Source organism: Dietzia sp. NPDC055877 (assembly GCF_053615975.1).
Genome location: NZ_JBSHCV010000003.1, coordinates 326781 through 347184, shown reverse-complemented (window position 1 = coordinate 347184; position 20404 = coordinate 326781). Strand labels below are relative to the sequence as shown.

Annotated in this window: 18 protein-coding genes; all 18 read left to right on the top strand. The window is 69.9% G+C overall.

The features are described 5' to 3' along the window. Positions 1-8: 8 nt before the first annotated feature. The 18 genes from rbfA to ACWGLC_RS05900 all read left to right on the top strand — a co-directional run bounded on the left by rbfA (position 9) and on the right by ACWGLC_RS05900 (position 20373). Positions 9-467: a 30S ribosome-binding factor RbfA gene (rbfA, locus tag ACWGLC_RS05985; RefSeq protein ID WP_230928791.1), complete on the top strand. Its 459-nt coding sequence runs from the start codon at positions 9-11 to the stop codon at positions 465-467. Continuing rightward, positions 464-1444, top strand: a complete 981-nt coding sequence (locus ACWGLC_RS05980; RefSeq protein ID WP_452099016.1) for a DHH family phosphoesterase — start codon at positions 464-466, stop codon at positions 1442-1444. Before rbfA ends, ACWGLC_RS05980 begins: the two co-directional genes overlap by 4 nt. Then, on the top strand, positions 1428-2825 hold the full coding sequence (locus tag ACWGLC_RS05975; protein WP_452099015.1) for an MATE family efflux transporter: 1398 nt from the start codon (positions 1428-1430) through the stop codon (positions 2823-2825). The genes ACWGLC_RS05980 and ACWGLC_RS05975 overlap by 17 nt, the downstream gene beginning before the upstream one ends. Beyond that, entirely contained in the window at positions 2822-3748 is a 927-nt protein-coding gene (locus ACWGLC_RS05970) for a metallophosphoesterase family protein (protein ID WP_452099014.1), read from the top strand. The genes ACWGLC_RS05975 and ACWGLC_RS05970 overlap by 4 nt, the downstream gene beginning before the upstream one ends. Continuing rightward, the gene (locus ACWGLC_RS05965) at positions 3745-4551 is read left to right on the top strand and encodes a 4'-phosphopantetheinyl transferase family protein (protein WP_452099013.1); all 807 of its coding nucleotides are present in this window, start codon (positions 3745-3747) and stop codon (positions 4549-4551) included. The genes ACWGLC_RS05970 and ACWGLC_RS05965 overlap by 4 nt, the downstream gene beginning before the upstream one ends. Further along, positions 4548-5459: a tRNA pseudouridine(55) synthase TruB gene (gene truB, locus ACWGLC_RS05960; RefSeq protein ID WP_452099012.1), complete on the top strand. Its 912-nt coding sequence runs from the start codon at positions 4548-4550 to the stop codon at positions 5457-5459. The genes ACWGLC_RS05965 and truB overlap by 4 nt, the downstream gene beginning before the upstream one ends. After that, positions 5456-6445: a bifunctional riboflavin kinase/FAD synthetase gene (locus ACWGLC_RS05955; RefSeq protein ID WP_452099011.1), complete on the top strand. Its 990-nt coding sequence runs from the start codon at positions 5456-5458 to the stop codon at positions 6443-6445. The genes truB and ACWGLC_RS05955 overlap by 4 nt, the downstream gene beginning before the upstream one ends. Positions 6446-6557: 112 nt before the next feature. Further along, the gene (gene rpsO, locus ACWGLC_RS05950; protein WP_230928798.1) at positions 6558-6827 is read left to right on the top strand and encodes a 30S ribosomal protein S15; all 270 of its coding nucleotides are present in this window, start codon (positions 6558-6560) and stop codon (positions 6825-6827) included. Positions 6828-7183: 356 nt separating this feature from the next. Beyond that, positions 7184-9454, top strand: a complete 2271-nt coding sequence (locus tag ACWGLC_RS05945) for a polyribonucleotide nucleotidyltransferase (protein WP_452099010.1) — start codon at positions 7184-7186, stop codon at positions 9452-9454. 100 nt (positions 9455-9554) lie between these two features. Next, on the top strand, positions 9555-10901 hold the full coding sequence (locus ACWGLC_RS05940; RefSeq protein ID WP_452099009.1) for a M16 family metallopeptidase: 1347 nt from the start codon (positions 9555-9557) through the stop codon (positions 10899-10901). A 36-nt stretch (positions 10902-10937) separates the two neighbouring features. Then, a complete protein-coding gene (gene dapB, locus ACWGLC_RS05935) occupies positions 10938-11687 on the top strand; it encodes a 4-hydroxy-tetrahydrodipicolinate reductase (protein ID WP_452099008.1) in 750 nt (249 codons plus the stop codon). A 37-nt stretch (positions 11688-11724) separates the two neighbouring features. Beyond that, positions 11725-12177: a hypothetical protein gene (locus ACWGLC_RS05930; protein ID WP_452099073.1), complete on the top strand. Its 453-nt coding sequence runs from the start codon at positions 11725-11727 to the stop codon at positions 12175-12177. After that, entirely contained in the window at positions 12174-12626 is a 453-nt protein-coding gene (locus tag ACWGLC_RS05925; RefSeq protein WP_230928803.1) for a flavodoxin family protein, read from the top strand. The genes ACWGLC_RS05930 and ACWGLC_RS05925 overlap by 4 nt, the downstream gene beginning before the upstream one ends. Positions 12627-12662: 36 nt before the next feature. Continuing rightward, complete coding sequence (gene thyX / locus ACWGLC_RS05920; RefSeq protein ID WP_452099007.1) at positions 12663-13415, top strand: FAD-dependent thymidylate synthase; 753 nt, start codon at positions 12663-12665, stop codon at positions 13413-13415. An 82-nt stretch (positions 13416-13497) separates the two neighbouring features. Then, the gene (dapA, locus tag ACWGLC_RS05915; protein WP_452099006.1) at positions 13498-14445 is read left to right on the top strand and encodes a 4-hydroxy-tetrahydrodipicolinate synthase; all 948 of its coding nucleotides are present in this window, start codon (positions 13498-13500) and stop codon (positions 14443-14445) included. Next, positions 14442-16688 carry a ribonuclease J gene (locus ACWGLC_RS05910; RefSeq protein WP_452099005.1) on the top strand — a complete coding sequence of 749 codons (2247 nt, stop codon included), beginning with the start codon at positions 14442-14444 and terminating at the stop codon, positions 16686-16688. The genes dapA and ACWGLC_RS05910 overlap by 4 nt, the downstream gene beginning before the upstream one ends. Before the next feature lie 61 nt (positions 16689-16749). Further along, positions 16750-17379 (top strand): TIGR03085 family metal-binding protein, encoded by a 630-nt coding sequence (locus tag ACWGLC_RS05905; RefSeq protein WP_452099004.1) that lies wholly within the window; start codon positions 16750-16752, stop codon positions 17377-17379. Between the two features lie 72 nt (positions 17380-17451). After that, the gene (locus ACWGLC_RS05900) at positions 17452-20373 is read left to right on the top strand and encodes a DNA translocase FtsK (RefSeq protein ID WP_452099003.1); all 2922 of its coding nucleotides are present in this window, start codon (positions 17452-17454) and stop codon (positions 20371-20373) included. Positions 20374-20404: the final 31 nt, after the last annotated feature.

Genomic DNA, 20404 nt, shown 5'->3' with positions numbered 1-20404 from the left:
GGAGCGCCATGACCGGAAAAGGACGCGCCGGACGGCTCGGCAAGCGGATCGGGGAGATCGTCGCCACGGCGATCGACAACGAGATCAAGGACCCGCGTCTGGAGTTCGTGACCATCACCGATTCCCGCATCACCCCCGACCTCCGGGTGGCGACGCTGTACTACACCGTCCGCGGTGAGACGCTCGACGAGGAGCCGGACCTCGCGGCCGCGGAAGACGCCCTGGCCACGGCGCGGGGTCGGCTGAGGACGATGGTCGGCAAGCAGACCGGGGTGAAGTTCACCCCGGAGCTGACTTTCGTGCTGGACTCCGTGCCCGATGCGGCTCGCCACATGGAGGAGCTGCTCGCCAGGGCCCGCGCAAGCGACGAGGAGGTCCGGAGGGCGGCGGAGGGCGCCCGCCCGGCGGGGGAGGAGGACCCGTACCGGCGGCCCGAGGAGGCGCAGGCGGAGGACGACGACCGGTGACGATCCCGGTCGACGCCCGGGCGGCGGCGGAGGTGCTGATGCGGCACCGGCAGGTGACCGTGCTCTGTCACCTCCGTCCCGACGCGGATGCGCTCGGCAGTTCCGCCGGCCTGGCGCGCGCACTCCGCGCCGCCGGCGCGGCGGTGTACCACTCGTTCGACCCCGGCCGGGTTCCGGAGGCTCTCGCGGTGATCCCCGGGACCGAGTTCGTGATCCCGTTGGACGAGGTCCCCGCGCATGACGGGCTGGTGGTGACGCTCGACTGCGCGAGCGCTGACCGTGTCGGACGCTGGGATCATCTCGCCGAGGCCGCCTCGGAGGTCCTCGTCGTGGACCACCATCGGTCGAACCCCGGCTTCGGCAGCCACATGCTGTTGGATCCCGAAGCAGCCTCGACGGCCACACTCGTCCTCGACGTGTTGCGGGCCGGCGGGTATCCACTCGACCCGGTGGCCGCGACGAGCCTGTACGCCGGGTTGGTCACCGACACCGGCTCCTTCCGCTGGGGTGGGCCCGGCGCCCACGCCACCGCGAGTGAGCTTCTCGCGGCCGGGGCGGAGTCGTCCAAGCTGAGCTTCGCACTCCTCGACGCGCATTCTTTCTCGTGGCTGCCGGTTCTGGGTGCACTCCTCGAGACGGTCACTCTCGACGTGTCCGCCGTGGGCGGACGAGGAGCGGTCTGGCTCGCCGTACCTCACCGGGTCATCGCGACCTCTGACGAGGATGACGTCGAATCACTGGTCTCCCATCTGCGTGGGGTCAAGGAGGCGTGTGTGGCGGTGCTGCTCAAGGAGTACCGGCCGCAGGAGTGGGCGGTGTCGCTTCGTTCCCGCGACGGCGGCCCGGGCCGGGGCGTCGTCGACGTCTCGACGGTGGCCGCGGCCCTCGGCGGCGGCGGCCATCCGGCCGCGGCCGGATGCACGATGAGTGGTGACCTCGAGAGCATCTCGAAGAGGCTCCGTGAGCTCCTCGGCTGACCGTTCGACCGCGGACTCCTCTCGCGCGACCGTCGGGGTGGGGGAACTCGGCCGGAGGCTGTGGTCGATCGCGTTGCCCGTCCTGCCGGTGCTCGCCGCAGAGCCGGTCTACCTCCTGGTCGACGGGATCGTGGTGGGACGCCAGGGCCCGCAGGATCTCGCAGCGCTCGGGGTCGGCGCCCTCGTCCTGTTGGTGCTCGGAACCCAGATGAACTTCCTGTCCTACGGGACCACCGCGCGCGCGGCCCGGCTGCACGGCGCGGGCCGACGCTCCGATGCGGTGGCGGGGGGCGTCCAGGCCACGTGGATCGCTCTGGCGGTGGGCGCCGTCGTCGTGGCCGCGGTCCTGGCACTGATGGGCCCGCTGACGGCTGTGCTCGCCTCCGACGCGGAGGTCGCCGCACGAGCGTCGGAGTGGTTGCGGGTGGCGGTGTGGGGGATCCCGCTCATACTCATCGCCTCGGCGGGCCACGGTTGGATGCGCGGTGTGCAGCGGCTACGGACACCGCTCGTGCTGGTGGCACTGGGCATCGGTATCTCGACCATTGGCTGTGTGGTGTTCGTTCCCGGTCTCGGGCCGTTCCCGGAGTTCGGGTTGATCGCGAGTGCCTGGGCCAACCTCGCGGGTCAGTTCGTCATGGCCGGCGGCTTCGTCGTGGCGCTCGTCGTGGAGCACTCCGGTTCCCTTCGGCCGCGCCGCGCGGTGATCGTGAGCCAGCTGCGGATGGGCGTCGATCTGGTGATCCGGACCGCGTCCTTCCAGATCACGTTCGCCGTCGCGACGACCGCTGCGGCGGCCGCGGGCGTGTCCTCGCTCGGCGCCCACCATCTCGCCCAGCAACTGTGGGCGCTGTACGCGCTCGTGTTGGACTCCGTGGCGATCTCCGCGCAGTCCCTGGTGGGTGCGGCGCTCGGGGCGGGACTCGCCGCGCACGGCCGTGCGTTGGCCCGCGCGGTGGTGCTGTGGTCGCTGGGGTTGGGCGTGGTCCTGGCGCTGGCGACCGTGCTGCTGCGCGACCAGATCGCGGCCGTCCTGACCGGCGGTCCGGACGTGGCCGGACGCCTGGTGGTGGCCCTGATAGGGATGTCGGTGGTGGTGGTCCCGGCGGCGGTGGTGTTCGGCCTCGACGGCGTCCTCCTGGGCGCCGGGGACGCCGCGTATCTGCGGACCACGACCGTGATCGCGGCGCTGTGCGGATTCCTTCCGGTGCTGCTGGCCACCCGCCACTTCGGCTGGGGCCTCGTCGGCATCTGGTGGGGGATGGGGGTGTTCGTGATGATGCGCTTGATCGCCGTGGCGATCCGGGTACGCGGGGACCGCTGGATGGTGCTCGGCTCCGCCACTCCGGGCGGCTCGTCCGGGCGGGAGGCGGCGCGATGAGCGTCGGTCCGAGCCTGCGGGCGGTGGCCGACCTGCACGTCGGGCACCGTGGCAATGCCGGGGTGCCGGACGACATCCGGCCGCACCACCCCGGGGACTGGCTCATCGTGGCGGGGGATGTCGCGGAGAAGACCGGGGATATCCTCGACGCACTCGGGCAGCTTGCCAACCGGTTCGACAGGGTGCTCTGGGTGCCGGGTAACCACGAGCTGTGGATCGGTCGGGACGACGAGGGCACCAGTTCCACCACGAAGTACGACCGGCTGGTCGAGGAGTGCCGGGCGATCGGTGTGGTGACCCCGGAAGACCCGTACCCGCTGTGGGCGGGCCCGGGCGGACCGGCGTGGGTGGTGCCGATGTTCCTGCTGTACGACTATTCGTGGACCCCGGTCCCGGGGCAACCCACCGCGGCAGCCCTGGCGGGTGCCCGCGAGAGGCGCGTGGTGGCCTCGGATGAGTTCCTCATCGACCCGAGCCCGTTCCCGGACGCGCCGTCGTGGTGCCGTGACCGTCTGGTCAGCACCACCACGCGCCTGGCCCGGCTCGACCCCGCGTATCCCACGGTGTTGATCAACCACTGGCCACTGCTGCGTGATCCCACACGTGTCCTCCGGCACCCGGACTTCGCCCTGTGGTGCGGCACCGAGCAGACGGCGGACTGGCACCGCCGCTACCGGGCCGCCGCGTGCGTCTACGGCCACCTGCACATCCCGCGCACGACCATCCACGACGAGGTCCGCTTCGAGGAGGTCTCGCTGGGCTATCCGCGCGAGTGGAAGGGCCGCGGCAGGCCCGAGCCGTTGACGCGTCAGATCCTGCCGCCGCCGGCCGCCCCTCAGGTCCGTTGGGTCCGAGGGGAGTCGGGGATGCCGCGTATCGCCCGGCCGGGGGAGCCCGGCCCGTACCTGGAGGACGCACCGTGATCCGCGAGATCCTGCCGCCGGACGTGGTGTCGGTGACCGACGCCGAGCTGGGCCTGGATGAATCGGCCGTGGTGGCGGCGATGTACCCCGTCGAGGCGGAGCAGATCAGTAACGCGGTCGCGTCCCGCCGCGCGGACTTCGCCTGGGCGCGGGCGTGCGCCCGCGAGGCCATGACCCGTCTGGGAGCGCCGGTCGGGCCGATCGTGCGGGGCGGGAAGGGGATGCCGGTGTGGCCGCCGGGCGTGGTGGGCACGCTCACCCACACCGACGGTCTGCGCGCGGCCGCGCTCGGGTCCGCGGGACGTGTGAGGTCGCTGGGGGTCGATGTGGAGCCGCACGAACCGCTCGCCGCGGGGGTGCTCGACGCGGTCTCGCTGCCGGAGGAGGCGGCGTGGGTGCGCGCGGTCGGCGTCGAGCTGCCGTCGGTGCACTGGGACACGCTCCTGTTCACGGCGAAGGAGGCCACGTATAAGGCGTGGTTCCCGCTCACCCGCCGTTGGCTGGGCTTCGCCGACGCGCACGTCACCCTGGCGCCGGACCCGCCCCGCGGCGGGGCTCACGCCGGAGCCAACGACCGCGCCGACGACCGCGACAGCGCCGACAACAAGCACGACAACGACGACGACCGCAGCAGCCACACCGTGTTCGCCGGCGCCCTGCGTTCCCGGATACTCGTCGACCCCCGGGCGATCGACGGGGGGCCGGACCTGGTCGAGTTCCACGGCCGCTGGGTGGTCCGTGACGGCTATGTGGCCTCGGCGATCGTGCTCCGGCCCGCCGGTCTCGATAGCGTGGGCCCGTGAGCCCGCGCAGACCAGACTCCCGCCCCGCACCCGAGCCCGGACTCGTGGTGGTCGACAAACCTGCCGGGATGAGCAGCCACGATGTGGTCAGCCGTCTGCGCCGATTCTTCGGCACCCGCAAGGTCGGTCACGCCGGGACCCTCGACCCGATGGCGACCGGCGTCCTCGTGGTGGGCATCGAGCGCGCGACCAAGATCCTGGGTCAGCTCGCGCTGGAGACCAAGTCGTATGAGGCGACGATCCGCCTCGGGCAGACCACCACCACCGACGACGCCGAGGGGGAGACCACCGGCACCACCGACGCCTCCGGTGTCACGGATGAGGCGATCGACGCCGGTATCGCGGCCCTGACGGGTGAGATCGACCAGGTTCCCTCCGCCGTGAGCGCGATCAAGGTCGGCGGACGGCGGGCCTACGACATCGTGCGCTCGGGGGAGGAGGTCGAGCTCAGGTCCCGCCGCGTGACCGTCTCGGGATTCGACGTCCTCGAACGGGTGCGTGGTGGGGAGGTGATCGACCTCGTCGTCGTCGTCGACTGTTCCACCGGTACCTATATCCGGGCGCTCGCCCGTGACCTCGGTGCGGCCCTCGGCGTCGGCGGACACCTCATCGCACTACGGCGCACCCGCGTCGGGCCGTTCGGACTCGACGTGGCCCGCTCCCTGGAGCAACTCGAGGAGGACCCGGCACTGTCCCTCGACCTCGACGCCGCGGCGCTGGCCGCGTTCCCCCGCCGCGACATCGACGCGGAGCAGGCCGAAGGGCTACGGCACGGACGGTGGCTCGACGCGCGGGGCGACACCGGCGTCGTCGCCGCGGTCGGTCCCGACGGGCGCGTCGCGGCACTCGTGGCCGAGTCCGGCAGGCGTGCCTCCCCCGTGGTGGTCATGCGACCGGCCGGGCTGTGACCGGCGGGCGTAAGGTGGTCGCCGTGCAATTGTGGCGGACGTTCGACGAGATCGTGATCCCCGACGGCGGCTCCTCCGTCGCCCTGGGCGTGTTCGACGGACTCCACCGTGGCCATCGCGGCCTGGTGGATCGTGCCGTCGACCTCGGGCGGGACCTCGGGGCCGCCCCCGTGCTCGTGACCTTCGACCCGCACCCGGTCGAGGTGGTCCGACCCGGGACGCACCCACTGGTGCTCACCCCGCTCCGCAGGCGCGCGGAGTTGGCCGGCCAGTTCGGCGTCGAGGCGGTGTTCGCGCTGCCGTTCGACGAGGAGATGGCCTCGTGGGAGCCCGCGGCGTTCGTGGACAACGTCCTGGTCGACGGCCTCGACTGCCGCGCCGTCGTGGTGGGACGCAACTTCACCTTCGGCCGACGCGCGGTCGGGACCCCCGAGACCATGCGCGAGCTGTGTGCCGAGCGGGGGATCGAATGCGAGGTGATCGACCTGCTCGAGGACGGCGGTGAGACGGTGTCCTCGAGCCGGGTGCGCAAGCTGCTCGCCGGATCGGATGTGGCGGCCGCCGCCGAGATCCTCGGGCGCCCGCACCGGGTCTCCGGGCCCGTCGTGCACGGCGCCGGTCGAGGGGGACGGGACCTCGGTTACCCCACCGCGAACCTCGAACTGCCCGAATACACTGCCGTCCCCGTCGACGGCGTCTACGCGGGCTGGTTCACCGTCCTCGATGACGCGCCGGTCGACGGCTCGATCGTGCCCGGGCGCCGGTACCCCGCGGCGATCTCGGTCGGGACCAACCCCACGTTCGGCGACACCACCCGCAGCGTCGAGGCATTCGTCCTCGACGAGTCCGCGGACCTCTACGGCAGGCTCGCCGCCGTCGACTTCGTCGACCACGTCCGCGACATGGAGAAGTTCTCCTCCGTCGACGAACTGCTGGTCGCCATGGGCCGCGATGTGGCACGGACCCGGGATATCCTCGGCGCCTGAGCACGGATTGGGGACACGCCCCGCCGGCTGGTAACGTCTCCCGTCGGCCCTCCTGCGGTCCGCGGCGGCGGGGCCTGACATCATCTGCGGACTGGAACAACCAGGAGTCATCATGGCGCTGAGCACCGAAGAGAAGAAGGCCGTACTGGCCGAGTACGGGATCCACGAGACCGACACCGGCTCGCCCGAGGCCCAGGTCGCGCTTCTCACCACGCGAATCACGCAGCTCACCGAGCACCTCAAGACCCATAAGCACGACCACCACTCGCGTCGTGGCCTGCTGCTGCTGGTCGGCCGTCGTCGTCGTCTGCTCAAGTACGTCGCCAAGGTCGACATCAACCGCTACCGCGCGCTGATCGAGCGCCTCGGCCTCCGTCGCTGAGTATTCTCGGTCGCAAGACTTTTCCGATCCCCGTCCTGACTTCAGGGCGGGGATCGTCTTTTCCGCAGGGCGCATCGGGGGCGGCGCGCCCGTGCGTCCCGGTGCCCCGGCCTGTTTTCCCTGATAGCCTGGCACGCGGCCGGTGCGCACGTACCGGGGTGGTCGACAGGTCCGATTGACGGTCCTCGGTAGTGGCTGCCGGAACCTTAAGACGCCCGATGAGATGAGGCGCCGGATCCGGCCGCTTCGATCGAAGACCGAAGTCGTACCGGGACCCCCTGACGTGCCGCCCGGTGGCCCGCGGTGACACACCTGCGCCGCGCGCCCCATTCACCAGACACACGACAGGATTTTCTATGTCACAGATTACGGCCGTTGAGGTCGAAGACGGGGTCTTCGAGTCCGTCGCCACCATCGACAACGGTGACTTCGGTCGCCGCGAGCTCCGGTTCGAGACCGGTCGGCTCGCGCAGCAGGCCGCCGGCTCGGTCGTCGCGTACCTCGACGACGACACGATGCTGCTGTCCGCCACCACGGCGGGCAAGCACCCGAAGGAGCACTTCGACTTCTTCCCGCTCACGGTTGACGTCGAGGAGCGGATGTACGCGGCGGGCCGCATCCCCGGCTCCTTCTTCCGGCGCGAGGGTCGTCCCAGCACGGACGCCATCCTCACCTGCCGCCTCATCGACCGGCCGCTGCGCCCGACGTTCGCCGACGGCGTCCGCAACGAGGTCCAGGTCGTCGTGACCGTACTCAGCCTCGATCCCGAGGACCTCTACGACGTGGTGGCCATCAACGCCGCGTCCGCCTCGACGCAGCTGTCCGGACTGCCCTTCTCGGGCCCGGTGGGCGGCGTGCGAATCGCGCTCATCCCCACCGCCGCCGACCCGGCCGGCCAGTGGGTCGCCTTCCCGACCGTCGAGCAGCTCTCCGACGCGGTCTTCGACATGGTCGTCGCCGGCCGTGTCGTCGGTTCAGGGGACACCGCCGACGTCGCGATCATGATGGTCGAGGCAGAGGCCACCGAGAACGTGCTGGAGAAGGTCGCCGGTGGCGCCCAGGCACCGACAGAGGACGTCGTGGCCCGGGGCCTCGAGGCCGCCAAGCCGTTCATCGCCGAGCTGTGCGCCGCCCAGCAGGCGCTGGCCACCGCCTCGCCCAGCGCCCCGCGCGAGTTCCCGCTGTTCCCGCCGTACCAGGACGACGCCTACGCGGCGGTCGCCGAGGTCGCCGAGACCAAGCTCGGTGAGATCATGCAGATCGCCGACAAGCAGGAGCGCGACGACGCGACCGACGCACTCAAGGCGACCGTTCTCGAGCAGCTCACCGAGCGCTTCGCCGACCGTCTCGGCGAGGTGGGGGCGGCCTTCAAGTCGCTCACCAAGTCGATCGTGCGCAAGCGCATCCTGACCGATCACTTCCGTATCGACGGCCGTGGCATCCGGGACATCCGCGCCCTGTCCGCCGAGGTCGAGATCATCCCGCGCGCGCACGGCTCGGCCCTGTTCGAGCGTGGCGAGACCCAGATCATGGGCGTCACCACTCTCGACATGGTCAAGATGGCGCAGCAGATCGACTCGCTCGGTCCGGAGACCAGCAAGCGCTACATGCACCACTACAACTTCCCGCCGTACTCCACCGGTGAGACCGGCCGCGTGGGCTCGCCCAAGCGCCGCGAGATCGGCCACGGCGCGCTCGCCGAGCGTGCCCTGGTGCCGGTGCTGCCCAGCGTCGAGGAGTTCCCGTACGCCATCCGTCAGGTGTCAGAGGCGCTCAGCTCCAACGGCTCCACCTCGATGGGCTCCGTCTGTGCCTCGACCCTGTCGCTGCTCAACGCCGGTGTGCCCCTCAAAGCGCCGGTCGCGGGCATCGCGATGGGCCTGGTCTCCGACGAGATAGAGAACGCGGCCGGGGAGTCGGAACGTCGTTACGTCGCCCTCACCGACATCCTCGGGGCAGAGGACGCGTTCGGCGACATGGACTTCAAGGTCGCCGGGACCGGCATGTTCGTCACCGCTCTTCAGCTCGACACCAAGCTCGACGGCATCCCGTCCGAGGTCCTCGCCGGTGCGCTCACGCAGGCCCGTGAGGCCCGCCTGACGATCCTCGACGTGATGGCCGAGGCCATCGACGAGCCGGACGAGCTGAGCCCGTTCGCTCCGCGCATCATCTCCATCAAGGTCCCCGTCGACAAGATCGGTGAGGTCATCGGGCCCAAGGGCAAGATGATCAACTCGATCACGGAGGAGACCGGCGCCAACGTCTCGATCGAGGATGACGGCACGGTGTACATCGCCGCGACCGACGGAGACTCCGCACAGGCCGCGATCGACAAGATCAACGCCATCGCCAACCCTCAGCTGCCCAAGGTCGGCGAGCGCTTCCTGGGCACTGTCGTCAAGACGGCGCCGTTCGGCGCGTTCCTGTCCCTGCTGCCCGGTCGTGACGGGCTGGTCCACATCTCCAAGCTGGGCCAGGGCAAGCGGATCGCCAAGGTCGAGGACGTGGTGAACGTCGGCGACAAGATGCAGGTCGAGATCGCGGACATCGACAACCGCGGGAAGATCAGCCTCATCCCCGTGTCAGACGATGCGGAGCAGGCCGCGGACTCCGCGCGCGACGACTGATCACCGGCCGGGCCGCGCCACGCGACCCGGCACCCACGAGGCACGCACCCCGGGTCCGGGGTGCGTGCCTTGTTCGTCAGCGAAAAAGGGGGTCGATGACGTGCAGACCGCGATTCGTGTGGACCGGTCACTACCCGGCATCCGTGTCGTTACGGAACATCTGCCCTGGTGCCACAGCGCCGCCGTCGGGATCTGGATCGGCTCCGGTTCGGCGGAGGAGCGGCCCGAGGAGCACGGCGCTGCCCATTTCCTGGAACACGTCCTTTTCAAGCGCACCGCCACCGCCTCCGGGCGAGAGCTGTCCGAACGCATCGACCTCCTGGGCGGAGACCTCAACGCTTTCACCGGCCGAGAGCACACCTGCTATCACGTCCACGTGCCCGCGGACGGGCTGGCCGACGCGGTCGACGTCCTGACCGATGTGGTCGCCAATGGTCTGTGCCACCCCGAGGACGTGGAAGTCGAACGCGACGTGGTGCTCGACGAGCTCGCCGGTCGTGCGGACGATCCCGAGGACCTCGCATGTGAACTCTCCGCCACCGCGGTGCTGGGTGAGGATCCGCTCGCCCGGGCGATCATCGGGACCGAGGAGTCGGTGGCGGCCCTCGACGCCGCCACGTTGAGCGCGTTCCACCGCCGGATCCTGCGGTCCGGGAACGTGGTGGTCGCCGCCGCCGGGCGGGTCGATCACGAGGCTCTGATGCAGTGGATCGCCGACGGACCGTTGCCGACTGCTGTCGGACGAGACGAGAGCGCGGTCGACGCGGCGAGCGGCGCCTCGGCGGTCGACTGCGCACAGACAGTGAACGGTATGGCCGCCCAGGCGAGTGTTCCCGACCACGGGTGGGCGACGGAGCCCGTGGTGACGGGGCAGGACGAGGAGTCCGAGCAGGTTCTGTTCGCCCTCACCCGACGCACCCCTGCTCGAGACCATCGTGACCGTGCGGCGGCACAGATCGCCGCCGCGGTTCTGGGCGGCGGACTCAGCTCGCGACTCTTCCAGCGGATCAGGGAGGACCTCGGACTGGCGTACTCCGTGTACGCCTCGATGGACCAGTTCCGCCGTACGGGTCTGGTGTCCGTGGTGGCCGGCTGTGCGGCCGGCCGTGCGGACGAACTGGGCGACGAGATCGGCCGGGTGGTCGCGGGCATGGCCGCGAACCCTCCGACCGGTGGCGAGGTTGACCGCGCCGTCGGCCATCTCACCGGCTCGATACGCCTCGGGCTCGACGATCCGTTGTCCCGGATGGTCCGGATCGGTCGACACCTCCTGGACCGGGACACGGTGGTCCCCGTATCCGAGTCCATGGGCAGGTTGCTCGCGGTGACCCGCGAGGACGTCGTGGGCTATTGGAACGGCGAGTCGTCGCCGTGGTGTCTGGCGGCGGTCGGGCCCGGCATGCCCCACAGCGGCGCGGCTGGGCTGATCGCGGGCCTCTGCCGATAGTCTGGGAAGAAGTCCTGACGACCGACGAAGGAGACGATGACGGTGACGAAGGTCGGAGTGCTCGGCGCACGCGGCAAGGTGGGCACGGCGATCTGCGATGCCGTACGCGAGGCCGAGGACATGGAACTCGTGGCAGAGGTCGACCAGGGTGACGCCCTGCGATCACTGGTCGACTCCGGCGCCGAGGTCGTGGTGGATTTCACCCACCCGGACGTGGTGATGGACAACCTCGAGTTCTGCATCGCCAACGGCATCCACGCCGTCGTCGGAACCACCGGGTTCACCGAGGAGCGACTCGAGGCACTGCGTAGCCGGCTCGAGTCCAGCCCCGGAACCGGTGTCCTGGTGGCGCCGAACTTCGCGATCGGCGCGATCCTCATGATGCGGTTCGCCGTTCAGGCCGCCAGGTACTTCCCGTCGGCCGAGATCGTCGAGCTCCACCACCCGAACAAGGCGGACGCCCCGTCCGGGACCGCTCAGCGGACCGCGGCCATGATGGGGGCCGCACGCACCGCGGCAGGCCTGGGCGCGTCGCCCGACGCCACCTCCACCGGACTCGACGGGGCACGGGGCGCGGATGTCGACGGCGTGCGGGTCCACTCGGTCCGGGTGACCGGACTGGTCGCCCACCAGGAGGTGCTGCTCGGAACCCAGGGCGAGACGCTGACGATCCGTCATGACTCCCTGGACCGGACGTCATTCGCCCCGGGCGTGCTGCTCGGAGTCCGCTCGATCGCCAGCGCGCCGGGGTTGACCGTGGGCCTCGACACTTTCATGGACCTGTAGGTCGACCGTCGTGGACAGGTTCGTCAAGCCCTTGGTCATGTTCGTCGCGGCAGCAGGTCTGCTGGTGGCCTTTGGCTACCTGATCTTCCTCGGCTGGTCGATGATCGCGACATCGGAGCATCTCGCGATGCAGGGCCTCGGCGTGGGGATCATCCTGCTCACCGCGGTCGGCGCGTGGGCGACCTGGGCCATCCTGCGCAACGGCTTCCAGTTGCAGCGGATCTCGGCAGCGGCGGCTGCCGAGGGGATAGAACTCGACGTCTCGGATCTGGATCATCGCCCGTCGGGGCGGCTCCGGCACGAAGCGGCGGACGCGCTGTTCGACCAGGTCAGCGCGGAGTACCAGGCCTCCCCCGAGGACTGGCGTACGAACTACCGGCTGGCCCGTGCCTATGACCATGCCGGTGATCGCCTCCGCGCCCGCGAGGTGATGCGGGTCGCCATGGATCTGCTGGAGGCCGAGCGGGCGGCGCAGGGGAGCAGGCCATGAGCTCCGTCCTAGTGGTCCACCACGCGCCCTCACCGCGGCTGCGCCGGATCGTGGAAGCCATTGAAACCGGCATGGCCCACCCCGAGCTCGAGGACATCGCCGTGGAGTCCGTCCCCGCGCTCGCGGCGACGGACGATCACGTCCTGCGGGCCGACGGTTACGTATTTCTCACTCCGGCCAACTTCGGGTACATGTCGGGCGCGCTCAAGCACTTCTTCGATCGCACGTACTACACCTGCGAGGGGGCGGTGAGCGGACGCCCGTACGCGCTCTGCGTCCACGGGGACAACGACACCGCCGGGGCGGTGACCTCAGTCGAGAAGATCACGACCGGGTGGGCACTGCAGGCGGTCGCCCCGGCCACGCAGCTCATCGGTGAGCTCGGGCGGGACGACCTCGACACGGTGGCCGAGGTCGCGGCCACCGTTGCCGCGCATCTACTCGGTTGAGCGTCAGCACAGCCCGTCAGCAAAAGGAGTCCCATCATGTCCGAGCTCGTCCGGCGGCAGGTCCGCATGGTCGCGCACACCCAGTTCACCGTTCCCGAGGATCTCGGGTGGGAGACTGACGCCGAGGGCGGCTCGGCGCTGGCGGAGTTCGCCGGCCGGGCCTGCTACCAGAGCTGGGACAAGCCGAATCCCCGGACCGCGACCAACGCGGGCTACCTCCGGCACATTCTCGAAGTGGGACACCTCTCGGTCTTCGAACATGCCAACGTCACCTTCTACATCACCGGCATCTCGCGTTCGTGCACCCATGAGCTGATCCGTCACCGTCACTTCTCCTACAGTCAGTTGTCCCAGCGCTTCGTCCCGGAGCATGACTCGAAGGTCGTCCCGCCGCCCGCCATCGCCGAGGACCCCGAGTTGGTCGAGATCTTCAGGCGGGCGACCGACGCTTCCCGTGAGGCGTACGCGGAGATGCTGGCCAAGTTGGAGGAACGCTTCGCGGACGTCCCGAACCCGATGCTCCGACACAAGCAGGCCCGGCAGGCGGCCAGATCGGTGCTGCCTAACGCGACCGAGACCCGCATCGTCGTGACCGGGAACTACCGGTCGTGGCGGCATTTCATCGGGATGCGGGCGACCGAACACGCGGATACCGAGATCCGTGGTCTGGCAATCGACGTCCTTCGCCAACTCCGGGATGTGGCGCCCGCGGTGTTCTCCGATTTCGAGATCGCGACGCTCGACGATGGTTCGGAAATCGCCGTCAGCCCCTACGTGCTCGAAGGATGAGGAGGACCGCGGTCCCGATCGAGCACCCGAACGCCGGGTCTGAATCGGGATCCGTGTGGTTCTGCGGGTACCCTGGGACACCATGACACACGTGACCGCAGGGGGAGCAGAGTCGGCCGGTACCGGCCGGCCCCCCACCGAATCAGCGCGACCCGCGCCCTTCGGGACGGTCCTCACGGCGATGGTCACGCCTTTCGGGAGCGACGGGCATGTCGACCTGAAGGCCGTCGCCGGTGTCGCGAGACATCTCGTGGACTCAGGATGCGACGGACTCGTCGTGTCCGGCACCACGGGGGAGTCGCCCACCACCACTGATGCCGAGAAGACAGCGGTCCTCGAGACCGTCCTGGCTGAAGTGGGAGACCGGGCGACGATCGTTGCGGGGGTGGGCACCTACGACACCGCCCACTCCGTTCACGCGGCCCGCCAGGCCGCGGCCTCGGGTGCGCACGGACTGCTCGTGGTGACGCCCTACTATTCCAAGCCGACTCAGGCCGGCCTGGACGTTCACTTCCGCACGATCGCGGATGCCACCGACCGGCCGGTGATGCTCTACGACATCCCGCCACGGTCGGTGGTCCCCATCCAGGCGGACACCCTCATCGGGCTGTCCGGCCATCCGAATATCGTGGCGGTCAAGGACGCGAAGGGCGATTTCCACGACGCGGCGACCGTGATGTCGCACTGCGACCTCGTCTACTACTCGGGAGACGATCAACTCAACCTCCCGTGGCTGGCCGTGGGGGCCACCGGATTCGTCAGTGTGATCGGTCACGTGGCCGCGTCACGACTCGCGGAGATCCGCAGGGCCTACCTCGCCGGAGACATCGAGACGGCCCGTCGCATCAACCTCGGACTCCTCCCGCTCTTCGACGCCCAGCGGGCGCTCGGAGGCGTGTCGATGTCCAAAGCAGGACTAGAACTTCTCGGGATCCCGGCCGGTGTGCCGCGACTCCCGCAGTTACCACCAACCGATGAGCAGCGCGACGCCCTGGCGGCGCTGCTCCGCAGAGCAGGAGTCACCACATGACAGAAAGTTCCTCACAGAACCGCGGTCGCGGTCGTTCGCGTCGCGCAGCCGGCCGTCCCACGGGTGCCCCGGCACCGGTGACCGCCGTGCAGTTCACCGAGCCGACCCATGCCGCCTCCGAGGAGCGTCCGTCCCAGCAGCACTCCGCTGAGGGCAAGGCGCCCCGGGACGAGTCGCAGCAGCACACTAACCAGCAGGACGCGGGTGGACAGCCCCGCGGCGGCCGTGACACGTCCGGCCAGGATGCGGACGGGGGGTCGAAGTCCGGTTCGCGCGGTCGTCGCGGCTCGTCGTCCGACAACCGTGGCTCGTCCGGTCGGGACGACAAGAGTTCCGGCGGACAGGACAAGGGCGGGCAGCGGTCGGGCGGTCAGAACAGTGGCGGGCAGAACGGCGGCGGTAAGAACTCCGGAGGGCAGAACGGCGGCGGTAAGAGCTCCGGCGGTCAGAACGGCGGACGCAACCGGGGCGGCCGTGGTCGCGGCCGCGGACGCGGTGATTCGTCGACCGCCGACTTCGGCGGCGTCAAGACCATGCAGGGCGCGGACATGACCGTCCGGCTGCCCAGCCCGCCGAAGGCGCGCAAGGGGGCGATGCGACTCGTCGCCCTCGGCGGCATCTCCGAGATCGGGCGCAACATGACCGTCTTCGAGTACAACTCGAAGCTGCTCATCGTCGACTGCGGAGTACTGTTCCCGAGTTCGACGGAGCCGGGCGTCGACCTGATCCTCCCGGACTTCGACCACATCGAGGACCGACTGGACCAGGTCGAGGCACTCGTGCTGACCCATGGCCACGAGGATCACATCGGCGCGATCCCGTTCCTGCTCAAGCTGCGTCCGGACATCCCGGTCGTGGGCTCCAAGTTCACCCTCGCGCTCGTCGCGGCCAAGTGCCGGGAGCACCGCATCAAGCCGGTGTTCCATGAGGTCGACGAGTCGAGCATCTCGTCGTTCGGCGCCTTCGAGGTGCGGTACTTCGACGTCAACCATTCGATCCCGGAATGCCTCGGCGTCGTCATCAAGGCCGGCGGCAACTCGGTGATGATGACGGGCGACATCAAGCTCGACCAGCTGCCGACCGACAAGCGGCCGACCGACCTGCCCAAGATGTCGCGCTTCGGTGACGAGGGTATCGACCTGCTGCTGGTGGACTCGACCAACGCCACCACTCCGGGCATCAGCCCGTCCGAGGCGGGCGTGCGACCCGCCCTGGAGCGTCTGATCGCGGATGCGCGCAAGCTCGTCGTCGTCGCGTGCTTCGCCTCGAACGTCTACCGGGTGCAGTCGGCCGTCGACGCCGCCGCGGCGGCCGGCCGCAAGGTCGCGCTCAACGGTCGGTCGATGCTCCGGAACATGGAGATCGCGCTCGAGATGGGGCTGCTCACCGACCCTGCGCGGGTCATCGTGGACATGGACTCCGCGGGCAAGCTCCCGCCGGAGAAGCTCGTCGTGGTGACCACCGGTACCCAGGGCGAGTCGATGGCCGGTCTGTCGCGAATGGCCCGCCGTGAGCACCGTCAGGTCAACCTGGGTGAGGGCGACACGGTGCTGTTCTCGTCGTCGCTGGTTCCCGGCAACGAGGAGGCCGTGTTCGGGGTGATGAACAGCCTGTCGCAGATGGGCGTCGAGGTCATCACCGGTCGCGAGGCGAACATCCATGTGTCCGGACACGGATACTCCGGCGAGCTCCTGTTCATCTACAACGCCGTGCGACCCAGGAACGCCATGCCGGTCCACGGCGAATGGCGCCACCTGCGGGCCAACAAGGCGCTGGCGGTCGCCACCGGCGTGCCCGAGAACAACGTGGTCCTGGCCCAGAACGGTGTGGTAGTCGACCTGATCGACGGTCAGGCCGCAGTGGTCGGGCAGGTGCCCGTCGGCAACCTCTACGTCGACGGTCTCTCGACCGGTGACGTCGGTGACACGGTGCTCGCCGATCGTACGGCGCTGGCTGAGGACGGATTCATCGTCGCCACCGTGGTCGTCGATCCGCGCACGGGCCGTCCGGTGAGCAAGCCGCAGATCATCGGCAAGGGCTTCACCGATGAGCCCGGTGCGCTGGCGCCCGTGGTGGAGCTGGTCGAGAACGCGCTGTGGGACCTCGCCGGCGAAGGCGAGACCGATCCGTACCGCCTGGCGCAGGCGGTCCGCCGCACCGTGGGCCGGTGGGTCTCCGACAAGTGGCGTCGTAAGCCCATGATCGTCCCCACGGTCATCACCTCCGCGGTCGCCGAGAGCTGATCCGGTGGGGGTGGATCGCCGGTCCCTCGCCCGTCGGGAACGTGTCGCGCTGGTGGAGACCATGCGCGACACGGGCCCGGATGTGCCCACCCTGTGTGAAGGATGGACGGCCAGGGATCTGGCGGCACACCTCGTCGTGCGTGAGGCCCGACCGGACGCGGCGGCGGGGGTGGTGTTACCGGCACTGTCTGCGCGGCTCGAGACGCTTCGTCTCCGCGAGTCGGAGCGCCCGTGGGAGGAGCTGCTCGACTCGATCGCGTCCGGTCCACCGTGGTATTCGCCACTGCGTCTGGCCGACAGTCTGGCCAACACCGCGGAGTACCTGGTCCACCACGAGGACGTGCGTCGGGCCGGGGAAGGCTGGTCGAAGCGCGAATTCGACAGCCGTGACCTCGCGCGGGTGTGGACGCTCGCCACGATTGTGACCCGCAGCAGGCTGAGGAAGGTTCCCGCGCGGATCGACCTGAGCGTCCCCCGGGGCCCATCATCCCCGCACCCCGGGGTTGACGCTGAGGCGGCGAGCGCTGCGGCTCCGGTGTCGACAGGGGCGGCGCTGGCGCCCCTGGTGACCGTCGTGGCCGAGCCCGTCGAGTTGCTCCTGTGGACATTCGGACGAGAGCGCGTGGACGTCGAGATATCCGGTGCTCAGCGCGGTATCGACGCACTCGAGGCGGTTGGACGGAGCGTGTAGGTCGCCGTCGGGATACACCCGCACCGTGTGGCTGCTGTTACCAGTGTTGCTTGAGACGTTAGAGTGACCCCCATGGCATCCACTTCGAGCACGCGATCCACCCGTGCGCCCGGCGGCCGACGTCCCGCGTCGAAATCCGCCGCGCAGCGTTCGGCGACGTCCACCACCCCGAAGTCCCGGGGCGGCAGTGCGCGGCGTGGTGCGGTGGTCTCGACGCCGAAGTCCGGGACCCGGACCACGAACCGTGGGAACGGGCGCGGTGGCGCGCGGGCCTCGTCCGCCGCTCCCGAACGGACCTCCGGCGCATTCGGAGCGGTCGGCCGTGGCCTCCGTGGGAGTTGGTCGGCCCTGGCGAAGGGCGTAGGGCACGGGGTCCGTGGCCTGGGCGGGGGTTCCGACGACGACGACAAGGCGGCGCCTCCCCACAGGCGCGACGGTCTCGGAATGGTCCTGATCGGCGTGGCGATCATCTTCGCCGGCGCGGTGTGGTTCGGTGCTGCGGGGCCGATCGGGCAGTGGATCGATACGGGTATCCGCACGGTGGTGGGTACCCCGGGCGCCCTTCTTCCGCTGCTGATCGGCGGCTGGGGCGTGCTCATCATGGCGCGCGAGCCTCGTTCCGACGTCCACTCCAGGTGGCTGGTCGGGACGATCGTGTCCGCGCTCGGCGTGCTGGGGCTCTGGCACCTCGCCGCGGGGTCGCCGAGCGATCCGGGGGGCGTGCGGTCCGGTGGGGGAGTGCTCGGTCGGATCGTCGGGGGCGGCATCGAGGCCGGTCTGTCGGTGTTCGTGGCCGTTCCGCTCCTCGTGTTGATCGTGGCTTTCGGTGCCCTCGTCATGGTGGGGCGCCCCGCCCGGGAGATACCGGGCATGGTCCGCGGCTTCTTCGGCTGGGACGGCAGCGGCGACATTGTGGACGAGTACTACGACGACGCCTGGGAGGACGAGGCCACGACTGCCTACCCGATCGCGGAGACCGTCGGCTCGGCGGACGAGGAGTCGGAACGCCCCGCTCCCCGCCGCTCGTCCCGGCGTCGTGTGGCTACGTGGACAGACACCCCCACCACGGGAGAAACCGTCGAGATGCCGCCGGCCGCCGGTGGGCGCGGACCGGCGGCGGCCTCGGCCGAGCCGTCCGCGGACGTCGGGAGCCGGGCATCCGCGCCCGCTGCCCCCCGTCGTGGTGCGGAGGCCGCTGCTGCAACCCGCGACGTCGAGTCGGATCCAGAATCGACGACGGTGCCATCCGCCGTGGCGCCCGCGGGTGCGGACGGTGCACGGGTCGGCCGGACGGCCCGTGCGACGTCGGCGCGTGGGGAGACCGCACAGGCCAGGGGTGAGCAGGCCGGGAGCGGCTCGGCGGTTCCGCAGACCAACTCTCCTTCGACGCACACCGCCTCGGAGACGGAGGGCGAGCGTCTGGACTCCCAGACCCAACTTCTCAGCGGCATCGACTACTCGCTGCCGCCGCTGAACCTGCTCACGGCCGGGGATCCGCCCAAGGCACGCAGCGAATCCAATGATCAGATGATCGAGGCGATCCAGGGCGTCCTGGAGCAGTTCAAGATCGACGCCGCGGTCACCGGGTTCACCCGGGGGCCCACGGTCACGCGCTACGAGGTCGAACTCGGCCCGGGCGTGAAGGTCGAGAAGATCACCGCTCTCCACCGGAACATCGCGTATGCGGTCGCGACGGACAACGTCCGTCTGTTGGCGCCGATCCCCGGCAAGTCCGCCGTCGGTATCGAGGTCCCGAACCTCGACCGCGAGCTCGTGCGTCTGGCCGACGTGCTCACCGACCCCGGCACCGCGACCAAGCACAACCCGACTCTGATCGGGCTGGGCAAGGACATCGAGGGCGATTTTGTCACGGCCGACCTGGCCAAGATGCCGCACCTTCTGGTCGCGGGTTCCACCGGCTCGGGTAAGTCCAGCTTCGTGAACTCCATGTTGGTGTCGCTGCTCGCCCGCGCGACGCCGGACGAGGTGCGGCTCATCCTCATCGACCCGAAGATGGTCGAGCTGACGCCGTACGAGGGGATCCCGCACCTGATCACCCCCATCATCACGCAGCCCAAGAAGGCCGCCGCCGCGCTGGCCTGGCTGGTTGAGGAGATGGAGCAGCGTTATCAGGACATGAAGTCCACGCGCGTGCGCCACATCAGCGACTTCAACGACCGGGTCAGGTCCGGGGAGATCACCACGCCGCCCGGGAGCCAGCGGGAGTATCGCCCGTACCCGTACATCGTGGCCGTCGTCGACGAGCTCGCGGACCTCATGATGACGGCACCGCGGGACGTCGAGGACGCGATCGTGCGCATCACCCAGAAGGCCCGCGCGGCCGGCATCCATCTGGTCCTCGCCACCCAGCGACCGTCCGTCGACGTGGTGACCGGTCTGATCAAGACCAACGTGCCGTCCCGTCTCGCGTTCGCCACCTCCTCGCTGACCGACTCGCGGGTGATCCTCGACCAGCCCGGCGCCGAGAAGCTCGTGGGTATGGGCGACGGGCTCTTCATCCCGATGGGCGCCTCACGCCCCGTCCGGATGCAGGGCGCGTTCATCACCGACGAGGAGATCCAGGAGGTCGTCGACTACGCCAAGAACCAGGCGGAGCCCGAGTACGACACGTCCGTCACCGAGTCGAAGGACGACGGCAAGAAGGACATCGACGCGGATATCGGCGACGATCTGGACGACCTGCTGGCAGCGGTCGAGCTCGTGGTCTCCAGCCAGTTCGGCTCCACCTCGATGCTGCAGCGCAAGCTGCGCGTCGGGTTCGCCAAGGCCGGCCGGCTCATGGACCTGATGGAGTCCCGCGACATCGTGGGGCCGTCCGAGGGATCCAAGGCCCGCGAGGTCCTGGTCCGGCCCGAAGAGCTGGCATCCGTTCTGTGGATGATCAAGGGCGGCACCCCGCCGGAGGAGAATGCGGACGACCCGGCGGGGGAGCCCTCCGCGATCGGCGATCCCGTGGAGTCGCCCGTCGGCTGACCGTCCCGGCCGTTGCCGTCCGGGGCGGGCC

What these genes read in the sequence shown, in the direction of transcription:
- rbfA (WP_230928791.1), top strand. Translation starts at nt 9, where the DNA reads ATGACCGGAAAAGGACGCGCCGGACGGCTCGGCAAGCGGATCGGGGAG.
- ACWGLC_RS05945 (WP_452099010.1), top strand. Translation starts at nt 7,184, where the DNA reads ATGTCACAGATTACGGCCGTTGAGGTCGAAGACGGGGTCTTCGAGTCC.
- ACWGLC_RS05900 (WP_452099003.1), top strand. Translation starts at nt 17,452, where the DNA reads ATGGCATCCACTTCGAGCACGCGATCCACCCGTGCGCCCGGCGGCCGA.
- ACWGLC_RS05970 (WP_452099014.1), top strand. Translation starts at nt 2,822, where the DNA reads ATGAGCGTCGGTCCGAGCCTGCGGGCGGTGGCCGACCTGCACGTCGGG.
- ACWGLC_RS05930 (WP_452099073.1), top strand. Translation starts at nt 11,725, where the DNA reads ATGTTCGTCGCGGCAGCAGGTCTGCTGGTGGCCTTTGGCTACCTGATC.
- dapB (WP_452099008.1), top strand. Translation starts at nt 10,938, where the DNA reads ATGACGGTGACGAAGGTCGGAGTGCTCGGCGCACGCGGCAAGGTGGGC.
- ACWGLC_RS05910 (WP_452099005.1), top strand. Translation starts at nt 14,442, where the DNA reads ATGACAGAAAGTTCCTCACAGAACCGCGGTCGCGGTCGTTCGCGTCGC.
- ACWGLC_RS05925 (WP_230928803.1), top strand. Translation starts at nt 12,174, where the DNA reads ATGAGCTCCGTCCTAGTGGTCCACCACGCGCCCTCACCGCGGCTGCGC.
- rpsO (WP_230928798.1), top strand. Translation starts at nt 6,558, where the DNA reads ATGGCGCTGAGCACCGAAGAGAAGAAGGCCGTACTGGCCGAGTACGGG.
- ACWGLC_RS05905 (WP_452099004.1), top strand. Translation starts at nt 16,750, where the DNA reads ATGCGCGACACGGGCCCGGATGTGCCCACCCTGTGTGAAGGATGGACG.
- dapA (WP_452099006.1), top strand. Translation starts at nt 13,498, where the DNA reads ATGACACACGTGACCGCAGGGGGAGCAGAGTCGGCCGGTACCGGCCGG.
- thyX (WP_452099007.1), top strand. Translation starts at nt 12,663, where the DNA reads ATGTCCGAGCTCGTCCGGCGGCAGGTCCGCATGGTCGCGCACACCCAG.